A 22,517-nucleotide genomic window follows, 5' to 3' on the forward strand; every position below is an offset into this window, starting at 1 on the left:
AAATATGGCAGATAAGTTCTCAAAAGTAGGTTTTATTCTCTCAATCGTAGGTGCGGCTGTGGGGCTTGGCAATGCGTGGAAATTCCCTTACACCGTGGGCGATAATGGCGGTTCGGCATTTGTGCTTATTTATCTATTTTTTGCCGTTGTGGTGGGGCTTAGCATATTTTTTGCCGAAATGGCAATGGGTAAAATTTCAGGTGCTGACACGCCAAATGCCTTTAAAATCTTAGCTACAAAGGGCGCAAAAGCGTGGTCGTTAGCAGGCATTGTGATGATTACTGGCGTTTTTGTCGCGTCTTTTTATACCTTAATCATCGGCTGGGTCGTAAAATACGCCGTTTTATCGCTTTTAGAGTTACCTAGCGACTTGCCTAGCTCTGGGGCATTGTTTGAAAATTTCATCTCACAAAATGCAAGCGAGCAGATTTTTTATTTTAGCGTGGCGTTTTTAGCTTACTTTTTTGTGCTGACAAAGGGCGTTAAAGCTGGGATTGAGCGGATAAATTTATGGCTAATACCAGCACTTTTTATACTTTTAATGCTAATGCTTGGCTATTCGTTTTCAATGGACGGCTTTTCTCGTGCTGTTGATTTTTTGCTCGTGCCAGATTTTTCAAAAATCACGCTAAAATCGCTATTTTACGCACTCGGACTTGCATTTTTTACGATGTGCGTTGGCATTGGGGCAGTTCTTAGCTACTCTGTTAGCCTTGATGAGCGGACAAATTTATTTACTTCATCGCTTTATGTCGTCTTTTTAAACATTATTATTAGCATTGTGATAGGACTTATCGTTTTTACCTTTGTTTTTGAGTTTAACTCAGAGCCAATGGGTGGTGTCGGACTTGCCTTTGTGTCGCTGCCTACGCTATTTGCTAAGCTTGGTGTGCTTGGCAATGTGCTTAGTTTTACATTTTTTACAGCACTCGTTTTTGCAGGGCTTACTTCGGCGATTTCTATGGTAGAACCTTGCATTTTGTTTCTAAACAGAGCCTTGAAATGTAGCCGTTTAAAGGCGATTTTTATTGTCGGTAGCGTGGTTTATGTTTTGGGGATTTTGTGTGCCTTATCAAATGTAGAAAATTTCAAATCTAGCCTTACATTTTTTAACAAGGGCTTTTTTGATCTACTTGATCTTTTAAGCTCAAATATTTTATTGCCACTTGGCGGAATTTTGTTTTGCATTTTTGTTGGATTTTTTATGAAAAAGGAGCTTTTAAGCGGACTTTTTGTGCCGTTTATGGGCGAAGTTATCTTTAAAATTTGGTATTTTTTACTGCGATTTGTAGCACCAGTTTTGGTCTTTATCGTGCTTGTTGGAGGGCTTGTTTAGTGGAGAAAGAGTATTTTGGTAAAATCGGCTACGTTTTAGCAGTCGCTGGGTCGGCTGTGGGACTTGGTGCAATTTGGAAATTCCCCTATGTCGTGGGTGAAAATGGCGGTTCGGCGTTTGTTTTGCTTTATATTTTTATCTGTGCTATTGTCGCTGTGCCAGTATTTTTAGCCGAGCTTAGCATTGGTAAGTTAAGCGAAAGCGATAGTGTGAATGCGTTTAGAAAACTCGCTCACAAAAATGAGAAATTTTGGAGCTGTGTAGGCGGTATGACTATGGTTACAGCCGCTGTGATTTCAAGTTATTATCTTGTGATTATTGGCTGGGTTTATCGCTATTTGTGGCTATCGTTTAGCAAGCTACCTAAAAATTTAGACGAGGCAAATGCTATTTTTGGCGAGTTTTTATCGCAAGATGCGCTTACTCAGTTTATCTGCTTTGCCTTTGCCTTTGGCACTTGTATGCTTATCCTTTCTCGTGGGGTTAAAAGTGGCATTGAAAAGATGAGCGTTTTGATGATGCCAGCGCTATTTTTAATGCTTATGTTTATGCTTTTTTACTCATTTTCAATGGATGGATTTGCAAAAGCGGCTAAATTTCTACTCGTGCCAGATTTTTCAAAAATCACGCTTAGTTCGTTCTTTTACGCACTCGGACTTGCCTTTTTTACGATGTCGCTTGGTATGGCTGTTATCATTACCTATTCAGCCTCGCTTTCAGATGATACGAATTTGTTTAGATCAACTCTTAGCGTTGTTGGCATAAACATCTTAATCGCAATCATTGCCGGACTTGTTATCTTTACCTTTGTTTTTGAGTATGACGCCGTGCCTAGCCAGGGCGTGGGACTTGTCTTTAAGTCCTTGCCGACACTTTTTGCAAATTTAGGGGCGATTGGCAATATTTTAGCCGTTATGTTTTTTACTGCTTTAAGTTTTGCTGCCCTTACTTCGGCGATTTCTATCATTGAGCCATTTGTATTTTTCTTAATCCGTGAGTTTAAAATCAGCCGTTTAAAATCTCTGCTTTTTGTGGGTAGTGGTGTGTTTTTGCTTGGAATTTTATGCATTTTTGCAAATATTAAAGGCGTTGGCGAGTATTATTTGGTCTTTGGCAAGGACTTTTTTAGCTTTCTTGATTTTACAACAGAGAAAATTTTACTGCCACTTGGCGGGATTGGCGGGGCGATTTTTGCTGGTTATGTGATTAAAAAAGAGGCGTTATACACGCTATTTAAGCCATATATGAGCGATTTTGTGTTTAATTTATGGTATGCTTTGTTGCGATATGTTTCGCCGATTTTTGTCTTAGTGATTATGATAAATACGCTGTTTTTTACGGCTTAAAGGATAGGTTTGTGAATTTGGTTTCTGAGGGTTTTAGCTTTATGCTACTTGGTATGGGGTCGGTATTTTTGTTTTTGATAATTATGGTCTTGGTTTTAAAGGCACAAGGCTTGATACTTGCTAGATTTTTCAAAGAAAATTTAGAGGTCATAGCTACGCCTAAGGCTGAAATTTCAAGAGACAAAGAGATTGTTGCAGTTATTGTCGCTGCTATTAACAAATTTAAAACAAAATCTTAATAAGGGAGATAAAATGGCTAAGAAATTCATTGACGTTATGGATACGACGTTTCGTGATGGCTTTCAGTCGGTTTTTGGTGCTAGGGTTTTAATGGATGATTTTTTACCAGCGGTAGAAGCTGCAAAAGATGCTGGTATTATGCACTTTGAGTTTGGAGGCGGTGCTAGATTTCAAAGCCTTTATTTTTATCTAAATGAGGACGCATTTACGATGATGGATAGATTTCGTGCCATTGTTGGAGGGGACGCAAATCTGCAAACGCTAGGGCGTGGGGTAAATACCGTTACGCTTGATACTGGCAGTCGTGAGATTGTTGATCTTCACGCTAAGCTTTTTAAAAAGCACGGCACGACTACGATTAGAAATTTTGACGCTTTAAATGATGTTGAAAATCTAAAATTTTCAGGCGAAAGGATAGTCGCACACGGCTTAAAGCACGAAGTTGTAGTTACTATTATGGACTTGCCACCGGGCTGTTCTGGTGCGCACGACGTGGCATTTTATGAGAGAATTTTACGTGAAATTTTAGACGCAAATATCCCTTATGATAGCGTTTGCTTTAAGGACGCAAGTGGCACATCAAGCCCACAAAAGGTCTATGAAACGATAAAAATGGCTAGAAAAATGTTGCCAGAAAAAACTCACATCAGACTTCACACGCACGAAACAGCAGGCGTTAGCGTGGCTTGTTATTTAGCCGCACTTGAAGCAGGAGCGGACGGCATTGACCTTGCAGCGGCTCCGATGAGCGGTGGCACAAGTCAGCCTGATATTTTAACAATGCTTCACGCCTTAAAGGGCAAGGATTATGATTTGGGGCTTGATTTGGAGAAAATTTTAAAATACGAAGCGGTTTTAGGCGAGTGCTTAAAGGATTATTTTATGCCGCCAGAAGCCACGCAGGTAAGCCCACTCATACCATTTTCGCCAATGCCGGGCGGCGCACTTACGGCAAATACACAGATGATGAGAGATAATGGCTGTTTGGATAAATTCCCAGCCGTAATTGAGGCTATGCGCGAGGTCGTAGAGCTTGGTGGATACGGCACTAGTGTGACGCCAGTTAGTCAGTTTTACTTTCAACAAGCCTTTAATAACGTAATGTTTGGCAAGTGGAAAAAAATCGCCGAAGGATACGGCAAAATGGTGCTTGGCTACTTTGGCAAGACGCCAGTTAAGCCAGATGAAAATATCGTCCGCCTAGCATCAGAGCAGCTAAATTTAGAGCCGACGACTAAAAACGCCATTGATTTAGCCGACCTTGATGAAACAAAATCACTAGCCTACACGCAAAAAATCTTAGAGAAAGAGCAAATTCCAGTTACCGATGAGAATTTATTTATAGTCGCCGCTTGTAAAGAAAAGGGCGTTGCGTTTTTAAAGGGCGAAGCAAAGGTAAATGTGCGTAAAATTTCGCAAATGCCAAAAGATGAGCCAAAACCGCAAGTGCAAAATTCGCAAAATGTCGGGAAATACAGCGTTGTCGTTAATGGCAACCGCTATAATGTTGAGGTTAGCGAGGGTTTTAGCGATGGCGTTGAGATAAAGTCAATCACGCAGGTTGAAGATAAGCCGACCACGCAAAACACCGCACAAAACGCCCCAACTGGCGAAGCTATCACTTCAAGTTTGCCAGGCAATATCTTTAAAATTTTGGTAAAACCGGGCGATAGCGTCAAGGCTGGACAGGTCGTTTTTGTCATTGAAGCGATGAAAATGGAGATAGAGATCGCCTCGCCAAAGGACGGCGTGATAAGTGCTGTTGCGGTTTCGCAAGGCGAGAGCGTTACAAACGGACAAATTTTGGCTAGGTTTTAGTCGTGGTAGGTGGTGTTAAGGGGCTATTTTTAAAATTTATACTCGCCGTTTTTCTTGGTGCGTTCTGCCTAGCAGACGTGCCAAATAGCCCTGAAAATTCGCAAAAGGTTGAGTATAAGCAAAAAAGTATGAGTGAGCTATTTTCTAGTTTTTATAAAACTACTGGAATTTACGCCTTTTTAAACCCAAGTGATGAGCTAAAAGACCACGCTGGGGCTAAAATTTCAAAATTTAATCAGAGCTACGGCAGGATTATTATGTTTTTTGTCTGCTTTTTGCTCTTTTACCTTGCCATAAAGCGTGGTTTTGAGCCGCTGCTTTTAATCCCAATCGGCTTTGGCGGACTTCTAGCAAATATCCCAATTGCAGACATAGCAGGGCCTGAGGGCTTTTTAGGCATAATTTATAATTTTGGCATACAAACTGGACTTTTCCCACTCATCATCTTTATGGGCGTTGGGGCGATGACTGATTTTGGGCCACTTCTAGCAAATCCAAAAACAGCAATGCTAGGCGGCGCGGCACAATTTGGCATTTTTGCCACGTTAATTGGGGCATTAGCACTCTCGCAATACACAGAAATTTTTAATTTTAGCCTAGCTGACGCCGCTGCTATTGGCATTATCGGCGGTGCTGATGGCCCAACAGCGATATTTTTAGCATCTCGCTTAGCACCTGATTTGCTGGGAGCTATTGCGGTTGCGGCGTATTCATATATGGCATTAGTGCCTATTATTCAGCCTCCGATTATGAGAGCACTTACTACAAAAGATGAGCGTAAAATTCGTATGGTTCAGCTAAGAGAGGTTAGCAAACGTGAAAAAATTATGTTTCCCATAACGCTTTTAATGCTTTGTGTTATCATTTTGCCAGACGCTACGCCGTTAATTGGGGCTTTGGCGTTTGGTAATTTAATCCGTGAGTGTGGCGTGGTGGCTAGACTTAGCGATACGCTTCAAAATGCACTAATTAATATCGTTACCATTTTTTTAGGGCTTTCTGTTGGCTCAAAGCTTGCGGCTGAGAAATTTTTAGTGCCAAACACGCTTGGAATTTTGCTTCTTGGGCTTATCGCTTTTGCAATCGGCACGGCAAGTGGAGTGATAATGGCAAAGATTATGAATAAATTTAGCAAGGATAAGATAAATCCGCTAATTGGGGCTGCTGGTGTGAGTGCTGTGCCTATGGCAGCAAGGGTCGTAAATAAAGAAGGTGTTAAGGAGGATTGTAATAATATTTTACTTATGCACGCTATGGGTCCAAACGTTTCAGGTGTCGTAGGTTCGGCGGTTGCCGCTGGTGTGCTACTTTCTATTTTTAAATAAAAAAAGGATACAAAATGATAAGCGATATTGAAAATTTAGGACTAAACGATATAAAAAAGGTCTATCACAACCTAAGCTACGATGAGCTTTTTAACCACGAGGTTAAAAACGGCGAGGGTAGGGTAAGCAGTAATGGCACTTTTATGGTTGATACTGGCGTATTTACAGGCAGAAGCCCAAAGGATAAGTATTTTGTAAAGCAAGACCCAAGCGGTAAATTTATAGCGTGGGGCAAGGTAAATAAGCCTATCTCAAAGGAGCTTTTTGATAAGCTTTTATCAAAGGCAAAAGCCCAGCTAAGCGGTAAAGAAATTTACGTGCAAGACGCATTTTGCGGTGCTAGTGCTAAGAGTAAAAAATCGGTTCGCTTTGTTACAGAAGTTGCGTGGCAAGCGCACTTTGTAAAAAATATGTTTATCCGCCCAAATGATAATGAACTAGCAAATTTTAAGTCAGATTTTGTGGTTTTTAACGCTTGTAAGTGCGTAAATGATGAGTGGCAAAAGGACGGGCTAAATAGCGAAGTTTTTGTCATTTTTAACGTTGAAGAAAACGTGGCAGTTATCGGCGGGACTTGGTATGGCGGAGAGATGAAAAAAGGTATTTTTTCAATGATGAACTACTGGCTGCCACTTGAAGGCAAACTCTCTATGCACTGCTCGGCAAACGTGGGCAAAGACGGCGATACGGCGCTATTTTTTGGTCTAAGTGGCACTGGTAAGACCACGCTTTCAACCGACCCACACAGAAAGCTAATCGGCGATGATGAGCACGGCTGGGACGATGAGGGCGTGTTTAACTTTGAGGGCGGCTGCTACGCAAAGTGCATAAATCTTGACTCTGAGAGTGAGCCTGAAATTTATAACGCTATCCGCCGTGACGCCTTGCTTGAAAATGTCGTGGCTGACGCAAACGGCGTTGTTGATTACAAAGACGGCTCAAAGACTGAAAATACACGCGTTAGCTACCCGATAGAGCACATTGATAACCACGAGCCAAGCCTAAGTGCGCCTCATCCAAAAAACATAATATTTTTAACAGCCGACGCATTTGGCGTTTTACCACCGGTTGCAAAGCTTACAAAAGAACAGGCGATGTATTATTTTCTAAGTGGCTACACAGCAAAAGTGGCTGGGACTGAGCGTGGCATAACCGAGCCGGTTGCGACCTTTTCAGCGTGTTTTGGAGAGCCATTTATGCCACTTCATCCGACAGCTTATGCAAAGCTACTTGGAGAAAAGATTGATAAGCACGGAGTTAGCGTGTATTTGGTAAATACTGGTTGGAGTGGCGGTGCTTATGGCGTTGGCAAAAGAATGAGTATTAAGGCTACTCGTGCGTGCATAAACGCCATACTTGATGGCAGTATCAAAAACTGCGAATTTGAAAATTTTGATAAGTTTAATCTTGCTATCCCAAAAGAGCTAAGTGGCGTTGAAACAAGATTATTAAATCCTATAAACACGTGGGCAAATAGCGATGAATACATAGCCCAGCGTGATAAACTAGCTAGTATGTTTAGTGAGAATTTCAAACGCTACGAGGACGTAAAAGAGGGCGTTGAGTTTGCCAAAGCTGGTCCAAAACTATAAATTTTTAACCATTTTCGCCCTAGTTTTAATCATTGCTGGGGCGGATTTATACAAAAATCACAGCTTTGATGAGAGTGAGCTTTTAAGTCCAAAAGAGCCAAAAATTACAACGATTTTTGAGGGGCTTGATTATTTAAACGAGATTAGAAGCAGTGTTGGGCTTACTAAATTTAAAGAGAGCCAAAACCTTAAAATTTCAGCACAAAATCACGCAAATTATCTTGATAAAAACAGCATAAAAGCCGAAGACAACGCACACGGCGAGAGCCAAGCTTTGCCACATTTTACTGGGCAAAATCCAGCAGAACGTGCCGTTTTTGCAGGTTATAATTCTAGCTTTGTAAGTGAAAATCTCTCGCATAATCAGATAAATTTTAATAGCTCAATTGACAGCCTAATGAGCGCGATTTATCATCGTTTTGGCTTTTTAAACTACGCTAGTGATGAGATTGGCGTGGCACAAAGCGGTAAAATTTACGTTTATAATATGGGTAATCACGAGCTAAACCTGCTTTGTAAAAGTGGCGGAGATTTTGGCAAAAGTGGCTATTATGTAACTGGAATTTGTAGCGATAAAAGCACAAAAATCAAAGAGCAAACCTTTAAAAACCTAACCCTGCCAAACGAGCCAAAATTCCTGCTTTATCCAAGCAAGCTCCCAGCTCTTGCCTACTTTGGCGGCGAGATACCAGACCCATTACCAGCGTGTAAAATCACGGCAAATCCAGTTAGCGTGTGGGCGAATGACAATTTAAGCTTAAAGATGATGGATTTTAAAATTTTTGATGGGGCAAATGAGATAAAAGATACCATTTTGCTTGATAAAAATAGCGATATAAACGCTAAATTTAGCCAAAATCAGTTTGCACTTTTTGCAAAAAATGTCTTTGAGTTTGATAAGACTTACAGAGCAAAATTTTCATATATTCTAAACGGCAAAAGTTCGGATTTAGAGTGGGAATTTCACACTAAAACGCCTGAATTTAGCTATTTTGTGCTAAGCGGAGATGAGAAAATTGGCGTGAAATCTGAACATTTTTATGACGTTTTTATTAAGCCAAAGCATTGCAATGACACATTTTCACGCTACACCTACACCACTTCGCCACTTTTAAAGGCAAAGGTTGAGTATGTCGGACTAAACACGATTAGGCTATTTATTAGCGGTTTTAAGGGCGATAAGGTTGATATTAGCCTTGATAATGGCGTGAAATTTAGCGTGGTTTTAACCACCAGCTCAAAGGATAGCTTTAACATTCTTGGCTTAAAACCTAGCTTTGTGATTTTAACGGCACTTTTAGCAATTTTAGCCGTAATTTTAATTTTTAGTCTTATAAAAAAATAAGTGCTTTACGCAAAAATATCTGCGTAAAGCGATTTTGTTACCTTATGCGTTTTAGGTAGTCGTTAAAGGTTATGCGTTTTGTTTGAGTTAGAGTTTTTTGTTGTTGATTTTTGCTGTATCTTATGATGATTTTAAAGTCAAAAGACTTGCTCATTAACTCATTTAGTCTCTTGTCGTTCATAGCTTCAAAATAACTCCAGCTAAAAATATTATTATAATAATGTATACTACTCACATCATAATAGCCTATATTTTTTGATGTTTGAGGTGGTAGTTCAGAGTTTATATCTGTTATGTTTTGCACCTTATCGCCTATATAAACAGTAATTGCATCTATTTTTATAAAGTCTTGACTGCTTATATTTTTTGCAGATACTGACATTTTTTTATCTAAATCATACTCCACTACTAACTCGTTATTTTTTACTTCAAAAGGGATAGAAATTTCTTGTGTGCTTATTGCAAAGTTAGATATATTTCTATTTGCCTTTAAATTTATCTTTTTGCCAGGCTCGTAAGGTATCTTAAAATATGTTTTATCTATGCCGTCTATAACGTATTGAATACAACAACCCACTTTGTTTTTATGTAGACCATAATCTTGCGTATTGCCTTTATATTCATTAGAATACACAATTATATGATAGTCTTTATAAAATTTAGAATACTCATCAAAGTTAAAGCTATTTATTCTTAAAGTAGCTTGTTTTACAGCCTCTACGTACTCATCAAAGCTATTTAAATTTATCCTTGTAATATTTTTAAGCGGCACATCACTCTCATCATCTTTAACTTCAGTGGCTTTAAACAATGGGTCAAAATTATTTGCTAAGAAAAAGCGTTGAACTTCTTTTGTGTGATTGTTTTTGAAAATTATGCCTTCTTGTAAATAAAAACCTATACCAGCCTTATACTCTTTATCTAAAAAACGGCTATACATACCCTCTTTATCGTGATTTGTGATTGTAACTGAGACATTATTTTTAAAATTCTCGGCATATTTTTTTATATCATTATAATAAAAATTTGTAAAACGCTCAAATATTTTTAAATAAGCTTCCCTATACTCTTTAAATACATTTATTGCATAATCATTATTTGTATCTTCGGCATAAGACTCACAACTAGAATCTAATGTGGGTTTAGGCACCAGCCTTTGTTGCGGTGTAAAATCAGTAACCCATTTGTAATTGCTTTCGCGGTCATTGCAAATATCCCTTTCGCAATCACTGCGGTTGTTACAATAAAACTTTGCACAATTAAACTCCCGCTTACAATATTTGTAATCAAAATTTCTTTTTATTGCTGCATGATTAGTACCAAAACAGCCATAAAATGTAAACAAAACAGCACCTAAAAGGGTTAAATTTTTAGTTTTCATTTTTTCTTCCTTTAACGAAATATATAGCAGACAAAAATGCGACAGATAAAAATAAAAGCACGAGTGTGACACAATTAAGTGTCCCATTAAATATTGTTATTGTGACACCACTTAAAATTCCAGTAAAAAGCGAAAAAGCAAATTGTTCGCCAAAATCTAATTTATTCATATATTTCCTTTAAATAAAATTTAAATGTTTGATAATATCAAAAAAAAAAAAAACGTCAAGCAATGCTTGAAATTTTGCTATAATTGCACCAAAAAAGGGTCTTTTGATGTTTAAAAAATCATTTTTAAATCTTATTAAAAATAATCCAGTTGAGTTTTTATTAATCTTTTTAGTCACCACGCCATTTTTGCTTTTTAGCTTGGAATTTTTAGAGATATTTGGCATTCTTTACGCATTTTCTGGCATTGCTTTTTGTATCATTCATCTAGCAAACGGCACGAGATTTTATAAAATCTCTTTTGTTTTTGTTGCTGTTTTTTACATTTTTTTAATAAAATTTAGCTCAAATCTTAGTGATTTTATACAATTTTTGGCTCTAAATTTCATAGTCTTTCTTACGCTTTTATCAATGCCGTTTTATAGCGACGATGAGCTATTTTTAAGCACTTTTATTAAAAATTTAACCGCCGTAATTTACGCATTTTTTATTATGCTTGGCGTGTTTGTTTTGGTATGTGGATTTATCGCTAGCGTTTCATATCTTTTTGATTTTATTTTTGGTGGCGATTATGTCGCAATTTTTTTCACGCTCTTTTTCTTAATCACTCCAACGCTATTTTTGTATTTTAAAAATAGCGATATTACGCTAAAATTTGGCGTCGTTTTTGAGATTTTATTTAGCGTGGTTAGCCTGTTTTTACTCGCTTACACGGCTTTGCTTTACATTTATTTTGCCGTGATTGCCATTAGTTTTGAGCTGCCACGAGGTATGCTCTCGCTTATCATTTTGCCTTACCTTGCCTTTGGCGTTATATTTTACTGCTTAAAGGGGCGATATAGTGGCAAATTTTTAGCATTTTATAGGTATTTTGGCTTAATCTGCTTAATCCCGCTTGTTATGCTTTTTGTGGCGGTTTTAAGGCGAGTTGGCGAGTATGGCTTTACGACTGATAGATTTTATCTCTTAGCACTTGCTGTTTTGTTTAGCGTTTTTGCGGTTTTATTGCTTTTTAGAGCCAAGATTAGCCGTTTTATGATAAGTTTTATCGTTTGCATTTTTGTGGCGTTTTTTATCTTTGATGCTACTAAAATTTCACTAAATAGCCAAATAAATCGGCTAAATTCGCTTCTTTTAAAGCAAAACGCTCTTGATGAAAAGGGCAAGATAAAGGCTGATTTTAATATAAAAGAGGGCGAAGAGTTTGTCGTGGCTCGTGAAATTTACAAACTTTTTAATTACGATAAGGCTAAATTTGAAGAAATTTATGGCAAAAACGGCGTAAAAATATTTTTGGAATTTAAAAATTATACAAATAGCGTCATTACATTTAAACTAGACAAAGGTAGCGAGCTTGATTTGATTAGCGAGTTTGGCAAAATCATCTACGTTACAGACTATGTTTTTAGCGATGATAACGCCACAAAAAGGGGCGATTTGCAAATTTTAAATGATGACAAAGAGATAATGAGCTTTCACGGCGATAAATTTATAAGCGAGGTGTTTAAGAAAAATAGCCTTGATATAAATCAAACCTACACCAAAAGCGAGCTAGAAAGCCACAAATACGACTTTTTACAAAAGGCTGATGAAAACGGCACACTCGTATTTAGCGAGATTGAGATTAGAAACGACGGGGCTGGGTATAAATTTAAGTATGCTAAAAACGCCCTTTTTATAAAGAAAAAGTAGCCTTTAAAAGCTACTTTTTTGCTCTTTTAGCTTAGTTAGAAGCTCTTCAATGTTGTATTTTGCGCGGTGTTCTGCACTCATTATGTGGATTAAAATATCGCCTAAATCAACCACGACCCAATCATCTGAGCTTTCAATAGCCAAAAACTGCTCTCCAAGCGGTTTTAAACGCTCTTTTAGCTCATCGGTTAGAGCAAAGGCGTGGCGACCTGCCATTGCGGTTGCAATGATTACGAATTTAGCGATATAATCCCTATCGCTCATATCAAAAGCCTCAATGCTTTCAGCCTTTTTTTCATCTAAAATTTTAACGATTTGTTCTACTCGTTTTTGCATTTTTATCCTTTATAAAATTTGATTACTTCATCTTTGATTTTATCATCAATCTTGTCAAGTCCGTCGCCTAAACGCACCATTGATGAGCTGATATGAACGTGCGTGTCCATTATTTCAAGCCCCAAAGGTATGCTAAAATCATCACGCTTTGCAACGATAAATTTTACCATTTTATTTAGCTCATCAAAGTTGTGCCATTTATGCAGATTTGGCATATGATCAGCTCCTAAAAGCAAGTAAAAATTCTCTGGATTATATAAATTTTTAAGATATTTTGTGGTTTCAATCGTAGGCACTGGGCGATTTTGCTCGCACTCATAGTTTGAAATTTCAACCCTATCTAAGTCGCCCCAAAGCGTCTTTATCCACTTTAAGCGAAGCTCTGGCGGGGCTGAAAATTTATCTTTAAACGGACTTATGTATGTTGGCATTACGATTAGCTTATCAATTTTTAGCGTGTTTAATGCCATTTTAATAATGCTAGTATGCCCAAAATGAGGCGGGTCAAAGCTGCCGCCAAATAGTGCTAGATTCAAATTTTGCCTTTTATATCTTTGTTTAAAATTTATTTGTGTAAAATTACGCCGTATTATATCAAAAGGAAATAAGATGCCTATTAAAATAGCAATAAATGGTTTTGGACGTATCGGCAGATGTGCGGCTAGACTTATTTTAGAACGCACCGACTGCGAGCTTGTCGCCATAAACGACACGGCTAAACGCGATATGACGCGTTATTTGCTGAAATTTGACAGCATTCACGGCGAGTTTAAACACGAAGTTAGCGTTATTGATGATGATTTTATCAGCGTTGATGGTAAAAAAATAAGAGTTTTTAGCACAAGAGATGCTAATGAGCTTGATTTTGGAGCTTACGGCGCACAGGTCGTGCTTGAATGCACGGGTGCAAATTTAACAAAAGAAAAATGCGAACCACTTCTAAAAAACGGCGTAAAAAAGGTCGTAATGTCAGCCCCAGCCAAAGATGACACACCAACATACGTAATTGGCGTAAATACAGATAGTTATAAGGGCGAGGTTATCATCTCAAATGCAAGTTGCACCACAAACTGCTTAGCACCGGTTGTTAAGGTGCTAGATACGCATTTTGGCATTGATAAGGCGTTAATGAGCACGATTCACGCCTACACAAACGGACAGAGCATTTTAGACGTAAAGTCAAAGGATTTTAGACGCTCACGCGCGGCTGCTGTGAATTTAATCCCAACAAGCACCGGCGCAGCAAAGGCGATCGGCAAGGTTTTACCACACTTAAACGGCAGAATTCACGGACAAAGTGTGCGTGTGCCAACGCCAAACGTTTCGCTTGTTGATCTAACAGCCGTTTTAAAACGTGCTGTAACAAAAGATGAGATAAATGAGCTATTTAGAAGCGTATCAAAAGGCGAGTGGCGTGATTTAATCACAATTGATGATGAATACAGAGTTTCAAGCGACTTTTGCACCAACCCAGCCTCAGCCGTATTTGTAACAGATACCACACAGGTGATCGCTGATGATATGATAAAAGTTTTAGCGTGGTATGATAATGAGTGGGGCTACTCAGCACGTTTAGTTGATATGGGCGTATTTGTAGGGGGCGTAAAATGAAGGATATAATCTCGGTAAAAGATATTGATATAGCTGGTAAGAGCGTGTTTATCAGGTGCGATTTTAACGTGCCTATGGATGATTTTTTAAACATAACAGATGACCGCCGAATAATCTCAGCACTCCCAACGATAAAATACTGCCTTGATCAGGGTTGCAAAATCGTCCTAGCCTCTCATCTTGGTCGCCCAAAAAACGGCTTTGAAGAGAAATACTCGCTAAAACCAGTGGCAAAACGCCTAAGTTTCGTGCTTCATCAAGATGTTATCTTTGCAAACGATGTCATTGGCATTGACGCAAAAGAGAAGGTTAAAAATTTAAAGCAGGGCGAGATTTTGTTGCTTGAAAATTTACGCTTTGAAAAGGGCGAAACAAAAAACGATGAAGCCCTAGCAAAGGCGTTAAGCGAGTATGCAGAAGTTTATGTAAATGACGCATTTGGCGTGTGCCATAGGGCTCATAGCTCGGTTGAAGCCATTACAAAATTTTATGATGAGGACTCAAAATCGGCTGGATTTTTACTGCAAAAAGAGATTGATTTTGCAGAAAAGCTCATTAAAAAACCAGCCCGCCCATTTGTGGCAGTTGTCGGCGGCAGCAAGGTCAGCGGCAAACTTCAAGCACTTACAAATTTATTGCCGCGAGTTGATAAGCTAGTCATTGGCGGCGGTATGGCATTTACGTTTTTAAAGGCACTTGGCGAAAATATCGGCAACTCTTTGCTTGAAGAGGATTTGATTGATGAAGCACTTGCGATTTTAAAAAAGGGCAAGGAGCTGGGAGTGAAAATTTACCTGCCAGTTGATGTCGTAGCAGCACAGACATTCTCGCCAGATAGCGCGGTAAAATTCGTAACCGCACAAGAAATTCCAGCTGGTTGGATGGGGCTTGATATTGGCCCAGCGACTACTAGACTTTTTAAACTAGCCATAGCAGACGCTCAAACTATCTGGTGGAACGGACCAATGGGCGTTTTTGAGATGGATAAATTCTCAAAAGGTAGCATAAAAATGAGCCACTATATCGCCGAAAGCCACGCAACGACCGTCGTTGGCGGTGGAGATACAGCGGACGTGGCAAAGCGTGCTGGTGATGATGAGGAGATGACGTTTATTTCAACTGGCGGTGGGGCTAGTTTGGAGCTAATTGAGGGCAAGGAGCTACCGGGCGTAAAACCGCTTAGAAAAAAGGATTATGAGTGAAATTTTATGCGAACCTAAAATGCAACCACACAAGGGCTAGTTTTGGCGATTACGCAGAGATTTTAGGCGGTGGTTTAGGGGGCGATGACGTTTGTGTTTTTTCCCCGGCAAGTGCTTTTATAAACGGGCTAAATTTTAAGCTTGGTGCGCAAAATTTCTATCCGTGCGAGAGTGGGGCATTTACTGGCGAGATTGGCAGGGTGCATTTAGATGAGTTTGGCATAAAAAATGTGCTAATCGGACACTCTGAAAGGCGTGAAATTTTAGGCGAAAGCGAGGCGTTTTTAAGGGCGAAGTTTGATTTTGCGGTAAAAAATGGCTGGGAGATTACCTATTGTATCGGCGAAAATTTGGGCGTTTTTGAGAGCAAAAAGACAAAGGAATTTTTGCAAAATCAGTTAAAAAATATTGATTTAGGCTATGAAAATTTAGTCATCGCTTACGAGCCGATTTGGGCAATAGGCACTGGCAAATCGGCTAATACCGATGAGATCGCTGAAATTTTGGGCTTTTTAGCCACATTTACCCACGCACCGCTTTTGTATGGCGGGAGCGTGAATGCTAAAAATATCGCTGAAATTTGTAAAATTAGTAGCTGTGGTGGCGTTTTAGTCGGCACTGCTAGCTGGGACGCGCATAATTTTTTAAATTTAATTAGCACAGCTAAAAGCTGAAATTTTAGCTTTTGTAGTGATTTTTAGGGTTGTGAAGCAAAAAATTTGCGTAGGCTAAAAATTTAAAATAGTTTTTAGCTTTTATAGTGTGAGATGATTTTAAATGTTGCGTAGAAATTTTAAGTCAAGATAAGACGTTTTGTCTATCGCCGACTTAAAATTTCAAGCTCATTTAAAAGCACTCACAATATAAAAGCAACCAAATAAAAAAGGAGAAAAAAGTATGATTATGAATGGTAAGAAAGGTCTAATCGTGGGCGTCGCCAACGCCAAATCAATCGCTTATGGCATAGCCGAGCAGTGCCACAAGCAGGGAGCAAAACTTGCTTTTACGTTTTTAAATGACGCTCTTAAAAAGCGTGTAGAGCCGATAGCTGCGGAGTTTGGAAGCAAATTTGTTTATGAGCTTGATGTAAATAACAACGCTCATCTTGAAACGATAGCAGATAAGATAAAAGCGGATTTGGGCGAGATAGATTTTATCGTTCACGCCGTTGCTTACGCGCCAAAAGAGGCATTAGAGGGCGAGTTTATCAACACCACAAAAGAGGCGTTTGATATCGCTATGGGGACGTCTGTTTATTCGCTTTTAAGCCTTACTCGTGCGGTTTTGCCAGTGCTTAAAGAGGGTGGCTCGGTGCTTACGTTAAGCTATCTTGGAGGCCCAAAATTTGTGCCACATTATAATGTTATGGGCGTTGCAAAAGCCGCGCTTGAAAGTGCTGTAAGATACCTAGCGCACGATTTGGGTGCAAAAAATATCCGTGTAAATGCCATTTCAGCTGGTCCCATTAAAACCCTTGCGGCTAGCGGTATAGGCGATTTTAGGATGATTTTACGCTATAACGAAGTAAATTCTCCGCTAAAACGCAACGTCAGCACCGAAGATGTGGGCAAATCAGCGATGTATCTTTTAAGCGACCTTGCAAGTGGCGTGACTGGCGAGATTCACTACGTTGATTGCGGATATAACATAATGGGTATGGCTGACATTGCCGTTGATGAAAATGGCAACACAATCCTAGCTATGGACGCAAAATGAAGGCTCTAAACAATCCTGATTTAGGGCTTTTATTCATCAGGCTTGGGCTTGGAGTTATGCTAATTATGCACGGCATAGCCAAAATTTTTAACGGCGTTGGCTTTGTTAAGGGCCTTTTGGTTAAACAGGGTTTGTCTGAATTTATCGCTTATTTTGCCTATCTTGGCGAGGTTGTAGCACCGATTTTGCTGATTTTAGGCGCGTTTGTAAGGGTCGCTAGTGTTTTTGTGCTTGGCACTTGTGGGGCGATTTTGTTTTTATTTTATGCCCCAAATTTATTTGATTTAACCCAGCACGGCGGATTTAAAGCCGAGATTGTCTATCTTTACCTTGCTATGGCACTTTGCCTAGTTTTTAGCGGCAGCGGTAAATACGCTCTCAAAGCAGACTGATTTTAGGCGAAATTTCGCCTAAAATTTAAAAAACTTCGTAATTACAAATTTAAATATAAAAATCAAGTTTTTAAAATAAATTGATAATTTTCAGTAAATTTATTATAAAATACCATTAAATAAATTTTTTAAGGAGGCAAAAATGCTATGGTTCTTTTTCTGCATAGGTTTGCTAATTTTGGCATATTTTACCTATGGCAAGATAGTTGAGAAGATATTTGTCATCAATCCAGAGCGAAAAACACCAGCTCACGCAATGGCTGACGGCGTGGATTATGTCAATATGTCAAACTCAAAGGTTTTTCTAATCCAGCTTTTAAATATCGCTGGACTTGGTCCGATTTTTGGTCCGATTTTGGGTGCTTTGTATGGCCCAGTGGCTATGCTTTGGATAGTTATTGGCTGTATTTTTGCAGGAGCGGTTCACGATTACTTCTCTGGTATGCTAAGTGTCCGCTCAAATGGTGCTTCTGTTCCAACGGTCGTGGGCGATCACCTTGGTGCGTGGGCTAAGCATTTTATGAATATCTTTGCCCTTGTGCTTTTGCTATTAGTCGGCGTTGTTTTCGTGCTTGGACCAGCTAAGCTTCTAGCTAGTCTTTCGCCGCTAAATGTAATGACTTGGACGTTTATCATCTTTGCTTACTACATTTTAGCCACGCTTGTTTCAATTGATAAGATAATTGGTCGTTTCTACCCTATTTTTGGGGCTTTGCTTCTATTTATGTCATTTGGTCTTACGATTGGACTTATTTTTAGCGGTAAGGAATTTTACAGCGTTGGGCTTGATTTTTTTAAAAATTTTGATCCGAGCGATCCGCAGTTGCCGATTTGGCCGCTAATTTTTATCACTATTTCGTGCGGTGCTATTTCTGGCTTTCACGCTACTCAGTCGCCATTAATGGCAAGGTGCATTGCAAACGAAAAATCAGGCAGAATGATATTTTATGGAGCGATGATTCTTGAAGGCATTATCGGACTTATTTGGTGCACTTTGGGACTTAGCTTTTATGATAGCCCTGAGGCGTTAAAAGCCGTGATTTCAGAGGGTTCGCCTTCAAAAGTGGTTCATGATATATCAATCGCACTTCTTGGCGGAGTAGGCGGTATTGTGGCTATTCTTGGCGTTGTGATTTTGCCAATTACCTCTGGTGACACGGCGTTTCGCTCTGCTCGTTTAATTATCGCTGACTTTTTTAAACTCTCTCAAAAAGAGATGACAAAACGCCTTTACATTGCCGTGCCACTCTTTGCGTTGGGTGCTTTGATTTCAACCGTGAATTTTGACATTGTTTGGCGTTATTTTGGCTGGGCAAATCAAACGACAGCGGCGATTATGCTTTGGGCAGCTTCGGCGTATCTTTATAAGGCAAATAAATTCCACTGGATTACGACAATACCGGCGGTGTTTATGACTTCGGTTGTTATTACATTTTTAGCTTACGCCAAAATCGGCTTTGGGCTTAATCTGCAAATCTCAACAATCATCGGCGTAGTCGGTGCTATTATCTGTTTAGTGCTGTTTTTTAGACTTAAAAAACTACCACAAAACGTCTAAATAAAGGGGTGCTTACCCCTTTTTGATTTTAAAAATTTCTTGTAGATTTTGACAAAATTCGGCTAGAAAATAGCCCATTGATTTATAAAAACTGCTCTTTGAAATTTGCATTAAATCCAGCGATAAAGGCACGGCGTAAGGCAAGAAAAAGCCGGTTAAAAATGACACCAAAAGCTTTTGATGTGTCTCATCAAGCTCGTTTTTTAGAATTGTTGCGATTAGCAAAAGCTGATTTGAAATGCTATCAACCTCGCCCATTTTTGGGTTAAAATTTATGCTTTTATAAAATTTTTGCAAATCATCGCTGGCACTTTGAAAGTAAAAACCAGCCCTAAAACGCTCCTTTATCGCCCTAAAATCAGTCCGAAGCTCGGCTAAAATCTCGTTTTGTAAAAAATCATCGTAAAATTTTGCCCCATTTTTGTTGTTTTCGCTCTCATTTTTTACGACCCAGCCCTTGCTTTTTTTGATTTTTTCAAAGTCCTCGTTTGTTAAGGTGTCGTTAAAATTTTTCGCAAAAATCATCGCTAAAACGCTGTAAAATTCCCCTAATCTCATCATCTCTCCTTAAAATTTCGCAAATCTTAGCCTAAGTGAGTTTAACACAATATTAACCGAGCTAAAACACATACTAAGTGCGCCAAACATTGGATTTAACAGCACTCCAAAGGCTGGATACAACGCCCCAGCGGCGATTGGGATACAAATTAGATTGTAAATAAACGCCCAAAATAGGTTTTGTTTTATGATTTTTATTGATTTTTCGCCTAAATTTAGCATAAAAATCACGCTTCTCAGGTCGTTTTTAATAAGCACGACATCACTTGCTCCCTTTGCAATATCAGCCCCAGAGCCGATAGCTACGCCGATATCGGCTTGTTTTAGGCTAAGTGAGTCGTTTATGCCATCTCCGATAAAAATTACCTTGCCACTTTCGCCTAGTTTTTTTACCACGTTTAGCTTATCTTGCGGTAGCATATTTGCGTAAAATTCGCTAATACCAAGTCTATCTGCTACATTGCTAACCACGCCTTCGTTATCGCCAGAGAGCATTACTGGCGTGATATTTTTTGTTCTTAGGGCGTCTATGACGGCTTTTGCTTCGCTTCGTATCTCATCATTTATTGTGATAACGCCAATAAATTTTTTATTTATCGCGCAAAAAATTTGCCCCTTTTGGCTCTCGTTTTCGCTTAAAAACTCAATACCCTCACGCTCTAAAAGCCTAGCGTTGCCTACGATGATTTCGTGGTTTTCATCTTTATAAATCACGCCAAAACCGACAATATTTTCAAACACTCCGTTTAATTTTGCGATTTTTATACCGCTATCTTTTGCGAAATTTACGATTGCTTTTGAGATTGGATGCTCGCTTAGGGCTTCAACTCCGCTAATTAAGCTTAAATCCGCCTCGCTTAAACTGCACTGACTAACTGCGATTTTACCGCTAGTTAGCGTGCCAGTTTTATCAAAAACGGCAAATTTTACATCCTTTAAAATTTCAAGAATTTGCGGATTTTTAATTAGCACTCTGTCTTTTGCAGCACGTGAAAGCCCTGAAATTACGGCGATTGGCGTGGCAAGTCCTAAGGCACAGGGGCAAGAGATGATTAATACACAAACCGCTGAAAGCGTGGCGTATGTGAAATTTTTAGTAAGCAAAATCCACGTAAAAAAGGTTAAAATTGAGATGAAAATCACGCTTGGCACGAAGATATTTGCGACCCTATCGGCAAGGCGAGAGATTGGCATTTGTTTTGTTGCTGCATCGCTTAAAAGGGCTAGGATTTGTGCTAAGAGCGTTTGATTTGCTAGTTTTGTGATGCGGACGCTAATGTAGCCGTTTGTGTTTAATGTGCCTGAAAAGACCTCGTCTCCGACCTTTTTATAGCTTGGCAGACTCTCGCCAGTAAGTGCTGATGTGTCTATCTCGGCACCGCCTTGAACGATGACGCCGTCGCTTGGGACACCGTAGCCGTTTTTTACAGCGACCACATCGCCGATTTGTAGCTTATTTACGCTAACTTGCTCGGTTTGTCCATCAGATTTGATTAAAAGTGCCGTTTTTGGCGACATATCCATTAAAATTTTAAGGTGATCCATAGCCTTTGATTTTGACCTTGCTTCAAGGAATTTGCCAAGCAAAACAAAGGTGATAATCATTGCCGAGCCAGATATGTATAAGTGGTTTAAGTTTTCATCTAAAAATTTACCCCAAAATAGCATAAAAATAGCGTGTATAAAGGCACTCGTAGCTCCTAAGCAAACAAGCACATTCATATCATAATTTTTGCTTTTTAAGGATAAAAATGCGTGTGAAAAAAAGCTTTTACCGTTGTAAAAAAGCACGATAAATCCAAGCAAAACAACGCCTAAATTTTTAGCAAAACTAGGCGGTAAAAGCATTTCAAGCCCCATAATTAGGGCTGAAAGCACAAGGGCGATAAAAAAGTGATTTCTTAAATACAAAACGTGATCATTTTGCCTTTTTTCAAACTCACTAGCGTCAAAAATTACCTCATAGCCTAGCTTTTTTATCCGCTCCTTTAAAATTTCAAGCGTTTGCTCATCCTTAATCTCAAATTCACCAACCCCATTTGCAAAATTTACATTTGCAAAGCCCACGCCGTCAATCTTTTTAGCCACTTTCATAACGGCATTTGAGCAATTAACGCAGGTCATACCAGCGATATTTAGCTTAATTTTTTGCATTAAATTTCTCGTATAAGCTTAAAGCCTAAATCATCAAGCTCATCTGTAAATTTTTGCAAATCTTTATCATCAATATTTAGACTAACAACTCGTGGATTTTTCTCTAAATCAACGACTATTTCTCCAAATTCATCGCTTAAAGCGTTTTTTATACTATTAGCACAATTAACACAATTTATGCCATTAACTTCAAAATTTCTCATTAAGGTATCCTTTATCATATGTTTGTATTCGTGGTTGTAAATTTTTAAAATTTGATCGGTTTTAAAGCCGAGTTTTTCATAAAGAGCGACATTTTTTGGCTTATTTATATCAACGATTAAAGAAATTTTCGCCTGATTTGCCATTTTGGCTAAAAATTTTGTTTGATTAATGAGCTTTGTGGCTATGCCTTTGTTGCGAAAATTCTCATCAACGGCGATTGCGTCAATATAATACTCATCATCAAAACACTCACGCTCAAAAATGCCTTTAAAATGCTCATCAAGCCAATTAAGCTTAGAGCCATCGTAGCTCACCATAATCCCTGCTACAACGCCGTTTTCTTCAAAAATAGTTATGTTTTTATAGCTTATTCTACTCTGTTTGCTTAAAAACAATTCTTGAAGTTTATTATCAGTTTGTAGCTCATCTTTTGTCCCACTTAAATGATATATGATATCATCAAGAGCCAGTTTTAGCAGTCTTATGACCGCTTGTAAATCACCTTTATTTGCCTGTCTAATCATTTGGCAATTATAGAGTAATA

At 38.9% G+C, this 22,517-nt stretch carries 21 protein-coding genes; 14 read left to right on the plus strand and 7 right to left on the minus strand.

Annotation, left to right across the window (positions count from 1 at the left end):
- Positions 1-4 precede the first annotated feature (4 nt).
- The 7 genes from NYG85_RS04145 (at position 5) to NYG85_RS04175 (ending at position 9,002) form a co-directional block, all read left to right on the plus strand.
- A complete protein-coding gene (locus tag NYG85_RS04145; protein ID WP_284937219.1) occupies positions 5-1,336 on the plus strand; it encodes a sodium-dependent transporter in 1,332 nt (443 codons plus the stop codon).
- Positions 1,336-2,682 carry a sodium-dependent transporter gene (locus NYG85_RS04150; protein ID WP_284937220.1) on the plus strand — a complete coding sequence of 449 codons (1,347 nt, stop codon included), beginning with the start codon at positions 1,336-1,338 and terminating at the stop codon, positions 2,680-2,682. The genes NYG85_RS04145 and NYG85_RS04150 overlap by 1 nt, the downstream gene beginning before the upstream one ends.
- Before the next feature lie 11 nt (positions 2,683-2,693).
- Positions 2,694-2,921 (plus strand): OadG family protein, encoded by a 228-nt coding sequence (locus NYG85_RS04155; RefSeq protein ID WP_284937221.1) that lies wholly within the window; start codon positions 2,694-2,696, stop codon positions 2,919-2,921.
- Between the two features lie 13 nt (positions 2,922-2,934).
- A complete protein-coding gene (locus tag NYG85_RS04160; RefSeq protein WP_284937223.1) occupies positions 2,935-4,740 on the plus strand; it encodes a biotin/lipoyl-containing protein in 1,806 nt (601 codons plus the stop codon).
- A gap of 77 nt (positions 4,741-4,817) precedes the next feature.
- Positions 4,818-6,065, plus strand: coding sequence for a sodium ion-translocating decarboxylase subunit beta (locus tag NYG85_RS04165; RefSeq protein ID WP_432264844.1), 1,248 nt, complete (start codon positions 4,818-4,820; stop codon positions 6,063-6,065).
- A gap of 14 nt (positions 6,066-6,079) precedes the next feature.
- Positions 6,080-7,657 (plus strand): phosphoenolpyruvate carboxykinase (ATP), encoded by a 1,578-nt coding sequence (gene pckA / locus NYG85_RS04170; protein WP_432264840.1) that lies wholly within the window; start codon positions 6,080-6,082, stop codon positions 7,655-7,657.
- Positions 7,632-9,002 carry a CAP domain-containing protein gene (locus NYG85_RS04175; RefSeq protein WP_284937225.1) on the plus strand — a complete coding sequence of 457 codons (1,371 nt, stop codon included), beginning with the start codon at positions 7,632-7,634 and terminating at the stop codon, positions 9,000-9,002. Before pckA ends, NYG85_RS04175 begins: the two co-directional genes overlap by 26 nt.
- Positions 9,003-9,039: 37 nt before the next feature.
- On the opposite strand, the gene NYG85_RS04180 is transcribed toward NYG85_RS04175, so the two are convergent.
- Both NYG85_RS04180 and NYG85_RS04185 read right to left on the minus strand, forming a co-directional pair.
- The gene (locus tag NYG85_RS04180) at positions 9,040-10,383 is read right to left on the minus strand and encodes a hypothetical protein (protein WP_284937226.1); all 1,344 of its coding nucleotides are present in this window, start codon (positions 10,381-10,383) and stop codon (positions 9,040-9,042) included.
- Positions 10,373-10,552 (minus strand): hypothetical protein, encoded by a 180-nt coding sequence (locus NYG85_RS04185; protein ID WP_284937227.1) that lies wholly within the window; start codon positions 10,550-10,552, stop codon positions 10,373-10,375. The genes NYG85_RS04180 and NYG85_RS04185 overlap by 11 nt, the downstream gene beginning before the upstream one ends.
- Before the next feature lie 106 nt (positions 10,553-10,658).
- Between NYG85_RS04185 and NYG85_RS04190 the strand changes: the two genes are divergently transcribed.
- Positions 10,659-12,242, plus strand: coding sequence for a DUF4153 domain-containing protein (locus NYG85_RS04190; RefSeq protein ID WP_284937228.1), 1,584 nt, complete (start codon positions 10,659-10,661; stop codon positions 12,240-12,242).
- A 3-nt stretch (positions 12,243-12,245) separates the two neighbouring features.
- Here NYG85_RS04190 and rsfS read toward each other — a convergent pair whose 3' ends face one another.
- On the minus strand, positions 12,246-12,578 hold the full coding sequence (gene rsfS / locus NYG85_RS04195) for a ribosome silencing factor (RefSeq protein WP_284937229.1): 333 nt from the start codon (positions 12,576-12,578) through the stop codon (positions 12,246-12,248).
- Between the two features lie 2 nt (positions 12,579-12,580).
- Entirely contained in the window at positions 12,581-13,114 is a 534-nt protein-coding gene (nadD, locus tag NYG85_RS04200; protein ID WP_284937230.1) for a nicotinate (nicotinamide) nucleotide adenylyltransferase, read from the minus strand.
- A 73-nt stretch (positions 13,115-13,187) separates the two neighbouring features.
- Here nadD and gap point away from each other — a divergent pair, with 73 nt between their 5' ends.
- The 6 genes from gap to NYG85_RS04230 all read left to right on the plus strand — a co-directional run bounded on the left by gap (position 13,188) and on the right by NYG85_RS04230 (position 19,057).
- The gene (gap, locus tag NYG85_RS04205; RefSeq protein WP_284937231.1) at positions 13,188-14,189 is read left to right on the plus strand and encodes a type I glyceraldehyde-3-phosphate dehydrogenase; all 1,002 of its coding nucleotides are present in this window, start codon (positions 13,188-13,190) and stop codon (positions 14,187-14,189) included.
- Complete coding sequence (locus NYG85_RS04210; protein ID WP_284937232.1) at positions 14,186-15,391, plus strand: phosphoglycerate kinase; 1,206 nt, start codon at positions 14,186-14,188, stop codon at positions 15,389-15,391. The genes gap and NYG85_RS04210 overlap by 4 nt, the downstream gene beginning before the upstream one ends.
- Complete coding sequence (locus NYG85_RS04215; RefSeq protein ID WP_284937233.1) at positions 15,388-16,065, plus strand: triose-phosphate isomerase; 678 nt, start codon at positions 15,388-15,390, stop codon at positions 16,063-16,065. Before NYG85_RS04210 ends, NYG85_RS04215 begins: the two co-directional genes overlap by 4 nt.
- A gap of 223 nt (positions 16,066-16,288) precedes the next feature.
- Positions 16,289-17,107: an enoyl-ACP reductase FabI gene (gene fabI, locus NYG85_RS04220; protein WP_284937235.1), complete on the plus strand. Its 819-nt coding sequence runs from the start codon at positions 16,289-16,291 to the stop codon at positions 17,105-17,107.
- On the plus strand, positions 17,104-17,499 hold the full coding sequence (locus NYG85_RS04225) for a DoxX family protein (protein WP_284937236.1): 396 nt from the start codon (positions 17,104-17,106) through the stop codon (positions 17,497-17,499). Before fabI ends, NYG85_RS04225 begins: the two co-directional genes overlap by 4 nt.
- A 142-nt stretch (positions 17,500-17,641) precedes the next feature.
- On the plus strand, positions 17,642-19,057 hold the full coding sequence (locus NYG85_RS04230) for a carbon starvation CstA family protein (RefSeq protein WP_284937238.1): 1,416 nt from the start codon (positions 17,642-17,644) through the stop codon (positions 19,055-19,057).
- A gap of 12 nt (positions 19,058-19,069) precedes the next feature.
- Here NYG85_RS04230 and NYG85_RS04235 read toward each other — a convergent pair whose 3' ends face one another.
- Genes NYG85_RS04235 through NYG85_RS12140 form a run of 3 tightly spaced genes read right to left on the minus strand, consistent with a single transcriptional unit; the run spans position 19,070 to position 22,497 of the window.
- The gene (locus NYG85_RS04235) at positions 19,070-19,615 is read right to left on the minus strand and encodes a hypothetical protein (protein ID WP_284937239.1); all 546 of its coding nucleotides are present in this window, start codon (positions 19,613-19,615) and stop codon (positions 19,070-19,072) included.
- Between the two features lie 9 nt (positions 19,616-19,624).
- Complete coding sequence (locus NYG85_RS04240) at positions 19,625-21,769, minus strand: heavy metal translocating P-type ATPase (protein ID WP_284937241.1); 2,145 nt, start codon at positions 21,767-21,769, stop codon at positions 19,625-19,627.
- Positions 21,769-22,497 carry a GNAT family N-acetyltransferase gene (locus NYG85_RS12140; RefSeq protein WP_432264841.1) on the minus strand — a complete coding sequence of 243 codons (729 nt, stop codon included), beginning with the start codon at positions 22,495-22,497 and terminating at the stop codon, positions 21,769-21,771. Before NYG85_RS12140 ends, NYG85_RS04240 begins: the two co-directional genes overlap by 1 nt.
- Positions 22,498-22,517 lie beyond the last annotated feature (20 nt).

Origin of the sequence: Campylobacter gastrosuis (genome assembly GCF_030249845.1) — a bacterium.
GTDB classification, from domain to species: Bacteria; Campylobacterota; Campylobacteria; order Campylobacterales; family Campylobacteraceae; genus Campylobacter_A; species Campylobacter_A gastrosuis.